At 51.1% G+C, this 12,556-nt stretch carries 9 protein-coding genes; 2 read left to right on the top strand and 7 right to left on the bottom strand.

All coding sequences use genetic code 11. From position 1 onward, the window contains the following. Window positions 1-9 precede the first annotated feature (9 nt). The 4 genes from PHT49_03195 to PHT49_03180 all read right to left on the bottom strand — a co-directional run bounded on the left by PHT49_03195 (window position 10) and on the right by PHT49_03180 (window position 2,502). On the bottom strand, window positions 10-348 hold the full coding sequence (locus PHT49_03195; protein ID MDD5450885.1) for a DUF86 domain-containing protein: 339 nt from the start codon (window positions 346-348) through the stop codon (window positions 10-12). Then, window positions 345-638, bottom strand: a complete 294-nt coding sequence (locus tag PHT49_03190; GenBank protein ID MDD5450884.1) for a nucleotidyltransferase family protein — start codon at window positions 636-638, stop codon at window positions 345-347. The genes PHT49_03195 and PHT49_03190 overlap by 4 nt, the downstream gene beginning before the upstream one ends. Window positions 639-788: 150 nt before the next feature. Continuing rightward, the gene (locus tag PHT49_03185) at window positions 789-1,412 is read right to left on the bottom strand and encodes a DUF4276 family protein (GenBank protein ID MDD5450883.1); all 624 of its coding nucleotides are present in this window, start codon (window positions 1,410-1,412) and stop codon (window positions 789-791) included. Next, window positions 1,405-2,502, bottom strand: coding sequence for an ATP-binding protein (locus PHT49_03180; GenBank protein MDD5450882.1), 1,098 nt, complete (start codon window positions 2,500-2,502; stop codon window positions 1,405-1,407). The genes PHT49_03185 and PHT49_03180 overlap by 8 nt, the downstream gene beginning before the upstream one ends. Before the next feature lie 679 nt (window positions 2,503-3,181). Here PHT49_03180 and PHT49_03175 point away from each other — a divergent pair. After that, entirely contained in the window at window positions 3,182-4,150 is a 969-nt protein-coding gene (locus PHT49_03175; GenBank protein ID MDD5450881.1) for a phosphate/phosphite/phosphonate ABC transporter substrate-binding protein, read from the top strand. Window positions 4,151-4,276: 126 nt separating this feature from the next. Then, window positions 4,277-6,511, top strand: coding sequence for an ATP-binding protein (locus PHT49_03170; GenBank protein ID MDD5450880.1), 2,235 nt, complete (start codon window positions 4,277-4,279; stop codon window positions 6,509-6,511). Window positions 6,512-6,526: 15 nt separating this feature from the next. Here the strand turns inward: PHT49_03170 and PHT49_03165 are convergent, their stop codons facing one another. From PHT49_03165 to PHT49_03155, 3 genes are all read right to left on the bottom strand, one after another. After that, window positions 6,527-8,428, bottom strand: a complete 1,902-nt coding sequence (locus PHT49_03165) for a SurA N-terminal domain-containing protein (protein MDD5450879.1) — start codon at window positions 8,426-8,428, stop codon at window positions 6,527-6,529. A 14-nt stretch (window positions 8,429-8,442) separates the two neighbouring features. Further along, entirely contained in the window at window positions 8,443-10,374 is a 1,932-nt protein-coding gene (locus PHT49_03160) for an aconitate hydratase (GenBank protein MDD5450878.1), read from the bottom strand. A 381-nt stretch (window positions 10,375-10,755) separates the two neighbouring features. Then, window positions 10,756-12,444: a hypothetical protein gene (locus PHT49_03155; GenBank protein ID MDD5450877.1), complete on the bottom strand. Its 1,689-nt coding sequence runs from the start codon at window positions 12,442-12,444 to the stop codon at window positions 10,756-10,758. Window positions 12,445-12,556 lie beyond the last annotated feature (112 nt).

The raw sequence follows: 12,556 nt of genomic DNA, 5'->3' as shown, positions 1-12,556 counted from the left end.
GCCCTGTCTTTATTGCCTTTCCTCTACAATCTTCTGAATATGCAACTTTACTTCGGGCAAGCGCCTTGTTATAGTTTTCCAGACCAGAGGATAATCAACCCCAGCGTAAAAATGAATAAGCTTGTCTCGCATACCTGCCATCTCCTTCCAGGGCACCGAAGGATAATCCTGCCGTATTTCGTCAGGAACTTTCTTCGCTGCTTCACCAATAATCTCAAACTTCCGTATCACGGCACTTGATGTTTTGTCATCCGCACGGAATGACTCAAAATCCATCCCTTCTACGAACGTTTCAATACTGGTCATTGCTTCCAGGATATCTTTCAGGTAGAGCTTATAGTCTCTCATATGGCGGCGACCTCCCTTAGCACCGCATCGCGAATCTCCGGTCTGAGAGCTCTTTTGGTAACCACATCGACTTTGCAGCGAAGTTTTTCTTCGAGGAAAAGCGATAGCCCCACCAGGTCAAAAAGATCGGCATCTTCGCTGAAATCCACCAAGAGGTCAACATCACTTGCCGCCGTCTGTTCGCCCCGAACCAAGGAGCCAAACACCCCAATTTCTTTGATCTTGTACCGGGATTGAAGTTCGGGGTTCAATGCCGCTAACATTTTGAGAATTTCTTCCTTGGTTTTCATTTTGAATTATCCTCCCTGGCCGGGAAGAATTTTATGGTCATCTCCCCTCTTCCCGCCTGTCGATGTTAAGTTATTGAACATGCATAGCGAGCAGATACTATGTTTATACCTTATACATTGTCAACTCAGAATCTTAAGGGCATCCCGCTTTCACTTCCTTGAATCCCCATAAACGGGCTGAAATGATGACACTGCCTTTACAGTTCGATACAAGCTCGGTGAATGCTTTGCAGCTTTGTTTGGACTCCATAGCTCTTGAACAAAAGCAATCAGCTTGCCGTTATAGTCCGGACCTACCTTTGCAGTGCTCCCAGCCGGAGGCGCAAGAGCTTGACGCAATTGCCGTTTCCGGCATTTTTGGGCCAGTTCGACAAGAAACTGCTTAGGGGCTTCGAGTTCGTCTGGGTTCTCTGGGAGATTCTTTTCCGAGAGACCCATGAAACGTGCAAAAGTTGTTCGATCCGCAAGCAGCCAGGCTTCTACTGTCCTTACCGCTACCCGGAATAGCAGGTTCTTCTGGATAGGAGCCGAAATCCACTCACTAATCAGGGTCGGTGCACATTCCGATCTGTCGAGGTCGGTCAAAATAAGGAAAGGCGTTCCTTTGGCCGCATTGTTGAAACCTTTGACATTTCTTTTCAAGTAGCCGAAGCCTCGCTGACTATAGCAGCTCCCTATGTAATAGGAGCGACCGCATTGCTGGAGAATGCGCCGCATGACTGCTTCACTCAGATCGTCCTCGACAGCGAGGTGTATGGGAACGATTTCAGTCATTGAATAGGCTTAATTGTCCAATGTCTTTGGGTTCTGTCCTTGGCAGGGCGGCTTCGGCCACGCTGAAACCGCTTTCCAGTAATTGATGCACCTCAGCTATTTCGGCAGCCGGCTCGACTTTAGTCCCTTCTACACCGGGCGTAAGCAGCAACACCTCTTCTCCACCAATGCCCTTGTCGGACAGGAGATCATAGCTGTGCGTGCTTATTACGATCTGTCTCTTTTTCTTACTCTGCATCCGCCATATAAGCCCAGGAAGTTTACGTATTATCGCGGCATGAAGCGACAACTCGGGCTCCTCTAGAAGCAATAGGGAATCTCCTTCCAGCATGGACCAGAGAAAGCCAATAAGACGCAATGTCCCATCCGAGAACTGCTCCTCCGTCTGTTTCCCGGCGTGGGGACGCCAATGCTCATAGACCGCCTCTAAATGGGGAATACCTCTTTCATCTTTGGTATCGGTGAGCTGCTTGAGCTGAGGAACCGCCAGCCGTAATGCCTTCTCAATTTTCCTGAGACGTGCCTTGCGGGTCTTTTCCGGCGTCTGCACTACCTGTTCCAGGAAAGTGCGGCCGAACGGGTCTTCAAAACCAGCCGGCGCCGGTCCCGCAAAAGCATCCGGATATCTCAGCAGTTGCGGCACCAGATGTGAATAGCCGATGGTCTGGAAGAACTCGGCCACATCTCTGAACAAAAAATTGGCGTTGATCTGCTCGATATGGGTCTGTGTCAGGCGCAGCTTATCCTCTCGGTCATGAGAATCCGGCCTGTTGAGAATCAGTTCTGCGCCTTTCCAAACCTTCTCATACTTGAGATACGGCTGGCGATAGCCCCTGCTTTCCTGTAAGATGCCAATCGCATACCGCCACACGGGATCATTGCCATTACCTTCCGCAAGGTGCACTTCTATTTCCACCTGGGGATCCTTGCGGGCCGCAAGGCACCTTATTTTGGATATGCCGCCTCGATCACTCACTGCCTTCTGCAATCCACCTCCGGGTTTGGCAATATCCCGGAGAAATCGAAAGACATCAAGGAAGTTGGATTTCCCCGAGGCGTTTGGACCGACCAGGAATACCCTCCTCCCCATACGGACGTCGACTGATCGGAAGTTCCGCCAGTTTTTAAGGATCGTTCGTGAGATGATCATTATTTCACCTCCATTATTTTGAGGCTCTCTAAGAATCTTGGAAATCTTGAATCTTGTGAATCTTGGATACGTTGTTGATACGTTGACTTATCATTCCATGTCCTTTAACCCAAAAAGCAAAGAAAGCTGATAGCGCAAAAAGAGTGAGAAAGAAATATCATGAAATCAAACGGATGGTCAAGGATATTTCCGGCTTCAGTGAACGGATATATGGATGCTTATTACTCCCTGAAAAGTCATGTGAAGAAGGCAATCGGCTTCCGGATAGAGCCATGCTTGTATTACTCCTTTTGAGCCTCTTGCAAAATTCTTATGATCGGATTGGTCATTCCGGCGAACCCCGGATTAGGGGTCGGGGCAGGCGCCGGAATCCAATGACTCCAATCAGATTAAGACACTCCTGGACACCGGTTTTCACCGGTGTGAAGACTTTTGCAAGAGCATCTTTTAAAGTTGAATTAAATAAAAGTCCAACTTTTGCAGGGTCGTATGTCCAAATTTCGTTGGACACGAAGGGGTCAATTTTCGTTGACAATTTACAGCCTCATGCCTGATAATTAAACAGTAGAATTGTTATTGACTAACCGGAACAATAAGCCGGCCAAAGGGGCCCCACCTCATGCAGGAGAGAAAAATCGGACAAAAACGGTATAGGGAAGGCATGGAGATGGCCAGGGCAATAACAGGCTTTTTTATATTTTTTTTCATTGGAATCTTAACGGCCGGCGGGTGTACTAAAAACGAAGAGACGGCCATCGGGAAAAAAGCGGCCTCAGAAACGGCGGGAGACAAAAGAGCGGTATTCAGACTGGCCGTCCAGCCCTGCTGGAGTCCCCCGGATACATTTACCATGTTTACGCCGCTGGCAGATTATCTATCAAGGGAGACCGGACTGAATATAAAGCTGGTTATCCTGGAAACAGAAGAAGATTTTCATGAGGCATTGGATACAGCGGCATTTACCCTGCAGGACGCCTTTTCCATATACGCGCACAACAAAAAGAGCGCTGCTTTTGATCCCTTGGCGATTGCCGTTTCGGAAGATGGGGAGACTGAAGAAAGGGGGGTAATCATCGTCAGAGCGGATAGCTCTATTAAGGGCTTAAGCGATTTAAAAGGCAAGACATTTTTGTTTGGCGCCCCGCATAATACGCCAAAGTTCGCCGGGGCATATATAACCCTGAAAGGGGCCGGGATCGACCCCAACCGTGACCTGAAAGGCTATGAGTTCGGCGGGGACTGTGACGATAACGCCATGTCCGTATTTTTAGGGGAATACGATGCCGGCGCAGTATGTAAAGATTTTGCGGAGGGGCCGGAGGGTAAGAAGAAGTTCAACTTTAAAACTGACCTGAGGATTGTGGCCGATACCGTACCCTTACCGAGCTGGATGCTGGCGGCCTCGAAGGATGTGGACAGGAAGGTGGTGGAAAAGGTCAGGAATGCCTTATTAAAAATAGGACCGCAAAGCCCCCTGGCTGAGGAAGTCCTGAAAGAGAGCGAATGGAGCGGATTTATAGCCGTTAACGGCAAGGAACTGTCACGCATCGACAACCTGGTTCGTAAGTATTCGATACCCGTACGGTGATATCAGCCCGGTGGACCCGTGTAATGAAAAACCGGAGATTAATGAAAGCCAATAAGAAAACGGAAGGTTGGTTCAAAAACATAGTGTGCCTCATTAGCTACCCAGGACCGACTTCCGGCACAAGATATGAAGCTTAGGACAAAATTAGCCCTCGCCTTTACAGTAATAATAATTGCTGTCACCGGGACCATTGCCTTCCTGTCCATCCGGCGCGAGTCCGATACTTTTAAAGAAGAGCTGAAAAAACAGGGACTCATTCTGGCCAATACCCTGGCCGAGGAAAGTACGGAGGCCTTTATTATAGATAAGTTTGTTCACACTATGGACTACATCGATACCATCTCCAGGCAGGATTACGTAGTCTATGCCATGGTCATGGACAGGGAAGGCCGGGTAAGGGTCCATAACGATCTTAACAGGGTCGGCAAGGTAATTAAGGACGCAGACCCTGTTCTGGATAATGTCATTGCCACAGGCAAACCGTATATCAGGATCACCGATTCCGGCACAGAAGGCCGTTTATATGACATAGGCGTACCGGTCAGGGTAGGATCAGAGGTGGCTGGAGTGGCCCGGGTCGGTTATTCTTTAAAAAGTATAGAGGTCTCCACAGCGAAAGGCAGCAGGCAGATAATCCTGATAACCATGGGCGGCATAATCGTCGGGATCCTTTTCAAAATACTTTACAGCAGACAGTTGGTAAAACCCATTATTAAATTAAAGGAGGCAGCCCATGAGATCGCCGGCGGCCGCTTTGACACAAGAATAGAGGTCATATCCCGGGACGAGATAGGCGAACTGGCCTCTGCTTTCAATCAGATGTCCACCAATCTGAAAAACTCCAGAGACGAATTGATAGAGGCCAAGGGCTATACGGACAATATTATAAGATCCATCGTTGATGCCCTAATCGTAATCGATGCGCAAGGAGTGATAGAGACGGTAAACAGGGCCACTTTGGATATGTTGGGGTACAGCGCAGATGAGATAATTGGGTGGCCCGCAGATAAGATTCTCGCGGGAGACGCACCCCTCAAGGGAGAAGGATTGAATGAACTCATCGCTAAAGGTGAATTAAGGAATTGTGAGACGCTTTATAAGGCCAAAGACGGCAAAGAGATCCCCGTTCTTATCAGCGCCTCGGTAAGAAAGGACAGGGAGGGTAAGACCATACATATAGTCTCTACCGCCAGAGATATCACCGAGCGCAAAAAAATGGAAGAAAATCTCCTGAAGGCCCAGAAGCTTGAATCAGTGGGCATTCTGGCGGGTGGTATTGCCCATGATTTCAATAACATCTTGACCGGAATTCTAGGCAATATCGGTCTGGCTATGATACATATGCAATCTGAAGACATAACCTTTAAGAGGTTAACCGCAGCGGAAAAAGCGGCCCTCCAGGCTAGGGATCTGACCCAACACCTGCTCACCTTTTCCAGGGGCGGAGCGCCGGTCAAGAAGGCAGCCTCGATTACAGAACTGTTGAGGGATTCTGTCATGTTTGCGCTGACCGGTTCCAATGTCCAGTGTGAATTTTCCATCCCGGCCGACCTCCGGCCGCTTGACGTGGATGAAGGGCAGATAAATCAGGTTATCAATAACCTGATTGTCAATGCCCTTCAGGCCATGCCGGAAGGCGGGACAATTAAAGTAGGGGCGGAAAATATAATCGTGGGCGCCGGACAGGGCCTGCCACTCAAAGAAGGAGAATATGTAAAAATATCTATTGAAGATGAGGGGATCGGCATATCAAAGGCGCATCTTCAGAAGATATTTGATCCCTATTTCACTACCAAACAAAAAGGCAGCGGCCTGGGGCTCGCCATTACCTATTCTATTGTCAGACAACATGGTGGATATATTGATGTAGAATCTGAGTTGGGGGTTGGGACGAGATTCTCTATCTATCTGCCTGCTTCTGCTGAAAGGATGGTGGCTGGAGGAAAGCCAAAGGAGGAGATAATCGGAGGAGAAGGAACGGTGCTCCTGATGGACGACGAAGAGGTGGTCAGAGATGTGGCCGGAGAGATGTTGAAACACATGGGATACACGGTGGAATTTGCCAAAGACGGCGTCGGGGCGATAGACCTGTATATAAAAGCGAGGTCGTCAGGCAGGCCTTTTGATGTAGTCATCATGGATTTGACCATACCGGGAGGTATGGGTGGCAAGGAAGCTATCAAAAGATTACGGGAGATAAATCCTTCCGTCAAGGCGGTTGTATCCAGCGGCTATTCCAACGACCCGATTATGGCTGACTTCAGAAGCTACGGGTTCAGCGGTATCGTAGCCAAACCCTACAAAATAGAAGAACTGGGCAGGGTATTGGACACGGTCAGAAAGGGGCACGCCCCGGGTTAAAATCCCCTGGCAGTCTTACCGGTACTTCTCAAATTCCTCGCCATACCCGATCTCAGCCTTCTTCTTTAACCCGTCCAGCCACCCTTTTAAGATGACGTCCCTTTGCATAAGGAGGAGTTTTTCCTTTATGGCGTCTTTCTGCGTCTCGTAAAGCTCCTTCGGGGCCTCTTTAGTGCCGGCCAGGCTCACAACATAAAAGGCGTCCCCTGCTCTAACCGGTTGTTGGATATACGGATGGGCCGGTGTCAGTATGGACAGTTCCTGCGCTGACCTTGCAAACGGAAACTCGTTACCGGAAAGGGCGGTTGAGGCTATATACCCGGTCTCTCGCGCCGAAAATCCGTATTTGCGAATCAGATCAGAAAATTGTTGCCCGCCCTTAAGTCCGGATATAAATTTATTGGCCTCTGATTCGGCCAGTTTTGCGGCCTGATTCTCCGTGAAGTCCGCCTTTACCTTTACTTCAATCTCCTCAAACTTTGGTATGAATGACTCCTTTCTTTCGATAACCTCACAGACAAAATAACCCTGTGGCAGTTTAATCAAAGAGCTTACCTCTCCCTTTTTCAGGGCCAGGGCGGCGCGGTTAAAGCCCGCCTCGCGGCCTACTCCATCCACTTCATCCTGTTCAGAAAAAAAACCGGTCTCTGTCAGAGGAAGGTTTTGCGCCCTTGCGTATCTATCGAGACCGCCTGCGCGTATAATCTGCTCATATGTCCTTGCCGCCCCGGCCATTGCGAATTCCCGAACCTTATTTTCGGTCAGGAACTTTTTGATATCCGCAGCCACTGCGGCCAGGGGTTTTACCGCGGAGGTGACGACCTCGGTCACCTTGATAATATGCAGCCCGGCCTTACTTCTCACCACCGGGCTGATGCCTCCCTTTTCCAGGGAAAAGACCACCTTCTCCAAAGAGGAATCCGTAGTCCCCTGCCGTAAGTATCCGAGGTCTCCACCTCTGAGGGCGCTTTTGTCTTCGGAAACCTGCCTGGCCAGCGCGACAAAATCCTCGCCGGATCCGGCCTTCCTGAGCGCCTCTTCGGCCCTGGCTTGGGCTCCGGTTACCTCTTCACCCGTCGCTTCAGGCTTCAGGGAAAAAAAGATATGGCTTACCCTTCGCCTTTCCGGTTCTCTAAATGCCTCTGTATTACTTTTATAGTAGTTCTCTACCGCTGCCGGCGACACATTGACCTTAGGCGCATAGTCCTTGAAAAGAAAACGGGCCAGCCGCACCCGCACCCGGGCCGGCACACGATAATCCTCCTGATGGCCGGTAAAATACTGCCGGAGGGCAGGCTCCTCTACTTTGACCTGGTTCTTAAAGGCTGCCGCCGTAAACGGGATATAGGCCAGATTTATCCGGCGATTGGCGTACTGAAAAGCATTCCAGACCTCGTCATCGGATACCTTGGCCAACCGGCCCAGCGTATCTGCCACCTTGGCCCAGAGAAGCTCCTTACGCAAATCCTCTTCAAAGGCAGCCGGGGTCAGGCGTGCATTTTCCAGAATACCCCGGTACCTTTCCTCGCTAAACCGGCCCCCTTCATTGAATACCGGCATGCTGTGGATATACTCGTTGATCTCTTCATCGCTCACCCGGATACCCAGACCTGCCGCGCCTTCCTGCGCCAGGACATCCTTTATAATACCGTCCAGAACCACTTTATCCAGGTTCATCTTCTTAAGCAGGTCCCCGGGCAGGGCGTCCCCGTAGATCTGCTGATAGTTTTTCAGGGCGTTATTATAGGCCCTCTGGTAATCAGCCCTGGTTATAATCAGGCCGTTTACTTCCGCCACCATGTCGGCGCGCCGGGCGCGTATGGTGCCCACACCCCAAAATATAAAGACCAGGATGACAGCCACCAGGATGATCTTGATAAGCCAGGCACGGGTGTGCCTACGCATAAAGTCGAGCATATAACCTTTCCTCCCTACAGTGTCTCACGGACGTAATTGAGCAGCCCCCCGGCCAGAAGGACATCCCTCTCCCGTTTCTGGACAGTCAGGTTGACCATAAAATGGTGCCCCTGTGTCTCGTTAATAATACGGACCGGTTGTTCAGAAAGGAGCTGCTTCCTGATATCCGGGATAGCCAAACGATCATCCGCCTGAATGGAATCATAATCCTCCTTTTTCAGGAACACCAGGGGCAATATGCCAAAGTTAATCAGGTTGCTCCGGTGTATGCGGGCGAAGGACAGGGCCAGCACGGCCTTTATGCCGAGGTACATGGGCCCCAGGGCGGCATGCTCGCGGCTGGAGCCCTGGCCGTAATTCATGCCCCCGACAATGAACCCGCCGCCGGCCTCCCTTGCCCGGTCATAAAAGGTGGGATCGACCTGGCTGAAGATATAGCGGGAAATAGCCGGAATATTGGAGCGAAGCGCGGTAATACTGGCCCCGGCCGGGAGGATGTGGTCGGTGGTAACATCATGGCCCAGTTTAATCAAGACCGGCCCGGTCAATTCAGAGGGCAGGGCCTCCCGTCCGGGCAGGGCCTGGATATTAGGCCCGCGGATAATCTCTACTCCCTCAGCCCTGGAAGGCTCCAGGGGTGGGATAATAAGCCTGTCATTTATCATGTAGCGTCGTGGGAGAGCTACCCTGACCGGCTCACCCAGGGTCCGGGGGTCAGTGAGAACTCCGGTTAAGGCCGTAGCCGCGGCCACCTCCGGACTGGCCAGATAGACAGAGGCGGTCTTTGTCCCGCAACGCCCTTCAAAGTTGCGATTAAAGGTGCGAAGGCTTACCCCACCGGTGGGCGGGGCCTGTCCCATACCGATGCAGGGGCCACAGGTATTCTCCAGAATCCGGGCGCCGGAGGCAATAAGGTCACTCAAATAGCCCTTCCTGGCCAGTATGGCCAAGACCTGCCGGGAGCCCGGCGAGATGACCAGACTTACGTTTGGATGGATGGTTTTACCCTTTAATATTGCTGCCGCCGTGGCCAGGTCTTTATAAGATGAATTGGTGCAACTGCCGATGGCCACCTGGTCAACTTTCAGTCCCTGCAAATCTGAAACCGGGCACACCTGATCCGGCATGTGCGGCCGGGCCACTAAAGGAACCAGCCGGCTTAAGTCTATCTCTACGACCTCATCATAGACTGCGCCTTCATCAGCTACCAGCGGAGCAAAGGAACCGCCCCTCCCCTGCGCCCTCAGAAACGTCCGGGTGACTTCATCACTTGGGAAGACGGAGGTAGTAGCCCCGGTCTCTGCGCCCATATTGGTGATCGTGGCCCGTTCCGGTACGGATAGCTGTGCTATGCCGTCACCGCCGTATTCGAATATCCTTCCCACGCCGCCCTTGACCGTGACCCGCCGGAGCAATTCCAGGACAATATCTTTGGCTGTGACCCACGGAGCCATTTCCCCGGTCAGTCTGACCAGTACAACCCGGGGCATAACCAGGTGAAAGGGATATCCGGCCATGGCCAGGGCCACATCCAGGCCGCCCGCGCCGATAGCCAGCATCCCCAGACCGCCGCCGGTCGGCGTGTGACTGTCCGAACCGAGGAGCGTCTTTCCGGGTACGCCAAAGCGTTCCAGATGGACTTGATGGCAGATGCCGTTGCCGGGCCGCGAGAAGTACAAACCATACCGGGCCGCTATGCTCTGCAGGAAGCGATGATCATCGGCATTCTCAAAACCGACCTGCAGGGTGTTATGATCGACATAACTTACGGAAAGTTCCGTTTTGACCCTGGGGAGGCCAATGGCCTCAAACTGTAGATAGGCCATAGTTCCGGTGGAGTCCTGGGTCAGTGTCTGGTCGATACGCAGGCTTATCTCCTCCCCTGGCGTCAAGTCCCCATCTACCAGGTGACGTTTTACGATCTTCTCGGCTACAGATAAATGCATACGCAAAAATTCCTCACTTTTTGTAGATATTCAGCCACAAAGTCACCAAGACACGAAGGAAGAATGTTAATTTATTGCTGAAAAGAGTTTCAGTATTAAGAAAACTATTTTGTGATCTTAGGGCCTTTGTGTCTTAGTGGCTGAATAAAGTTACGAGTCGGATTTTCTACATAACACCAAAAGGGAAATTTATCAACGACCGCCACAAAAAAGAACCGCCCGGCCGGGACAGGCGGAGCGGTTCGTTAAGAGAACTATGGGTGAGTGAAGCTCCCCGCAGCTTGCTGCGGGGAATCTCCGTATGCAAGGTAAAATGTATCGTATTCGCTCGCTAACCCCCCGCTGCCAACAGCGGGGAATGCGCTCTATGCATGTTCAGATCTAAAAACTTAAATTAACTTCGATGTACGGCCAATAATGGCGTTCATAGCCCGAGGCTCCGATAGGTGAAGTCTTGTCGGGGGTGTCGAATTTAAAGTCCATATAACCCAGACGGAACCGGCAATTAGTGGTCAGGTAGTAATCATAATAGATATCCCATATCCGGGCATTTACAGGGTAGAAGCCCACGACCACTGTATCTGTCATAAAAGATGGATTGTAATAGTAATTGTTGGCCGCGTTGTTAACGGACCCCTTACGTCTGAATCCCCTGTAGTTTAAGGGGTTGATCCAGTTGTCATCACCCCGGAAAAATTCCACGCATAACTGCTGGTTGGGGGCAATGGCATCGCCGGTATTCATCCCTACCCACCAGGCATAGCCGTTAAATTTCTCGCCTGAATAGTAATTCGTTGCCGTAGTTGTCCAGACGTCCGTAGCCGGATCTTTCGTCTGTGTCCGCCAGGAGTGAGGCGGACAACTAAATTCATTAAAGTAAGTCGCCCCATAGACCTGAAACTTCCAGATCTGGGTATCCAGATAAGCGCCGGCCAGGGAATAATAGGTAGTAAAATAAGGGATAAATAACCTTTTTAGCCCGTCGGAACTGGTATAGGTCTCACTCCATTTATAAGAACCGGCGGTGTCAAAGGAATACCTCGGCATATACCAGTCAGGCATATAGAGACCGCTGACTACAACCACAGTATCCCTGGCCAGTTTTAACTGCCCTTGGGCGATATAAACATCCGTATCCGGCCCCTGCCCTTCCAAACCGAGCAGATCTCTCCCGGTGCTTGAACCCTTGGGATTTGTAAAACCCATGTCACGATACTTCGCATAGGACAAAATCAGGCTGTTACCTTCCTTGACTTTCTTTCCATAGGAGCCCAGAGGTCCCTTGCCCACCGGAAATTTCTCTGTCCCCTCTGACGGTATAGCCAGAGGCGAGTAACATTTGTCCAAGGTGGTGTCGGGAAGTTTGTACTCCCACATGACCCCATCTACTTCAGAATCTATAAAAACACGGGGGAACGGGGCATTCTGGCGTGATGGTGGGCCATCCATACCGGCCAGACGCCCGGCATAGAAATTGGAGTTTATTTTGGGGACGTTAAACTTCGCGTAGATATGTTCTACACGCGTGGATACATCGCTGCCGATACCGGAATGGAAGGAATTGACGCTGTCCAGGGGGTCCTGATCCGGCCACGTGGCGTAAGTGCCGAACCTTTTGTTGATAGTCAGACGGCCGTAAAGGTCCACCATATCCGGTACCACCTGGGCATCAAAATTCAGACGCAGACGCATCGGAAACCCGGTCTCATTCTTGTATTTTTTGTCGCTGGTAGGCTGTCCGGCTCCGTAAAAACCCTGCGTCGTCTCCGCCCGCTCGGATACCATACGCACCCGAAACTCACCGCCCCAGTTGATCCGGTCACGACCGACTTTTTTGGCCACCTTGTCGCTGACCTCTTTGGCCGCCTCGGCCTTCTTCTCAACCTGTGTTACCTTTTCCTGGGTCGTGACCTCTTTCTTCTCAAACTCGGCCACTTTTCCTCGCAGTTCCTGCACCTCTTCGCGCAGCTTTTTGACCTCAAGTAATAGGTCCGAAAGCTTGGGTTCCTCAGCCAGGGCCGGGACACTCGACATAAGGGTGCTTATGACCCAAAAAGTCACCAGCGACATGAATCGGATTGTGCATAACCTCCTTGTTCCAGTTTTTTTCTTGTGTATTCCAGACATAACCACCTCCTTCATTTGATTTGCCGTCAAACGCCAAGCCAATGAATGGCCATTC

This window comes from Desulfovibrionales bacterium (assembly GCA_028715605.1).
Lineage (GTDB): Bacteria > Desulfobacterota > QYQD01 > QYQD01 > QYQD01 > QYQD01.
Note: the sequence above shows the minus strand (reverse complement) of the source record. Positions and strands in the feature narration are given on the sequence as shown.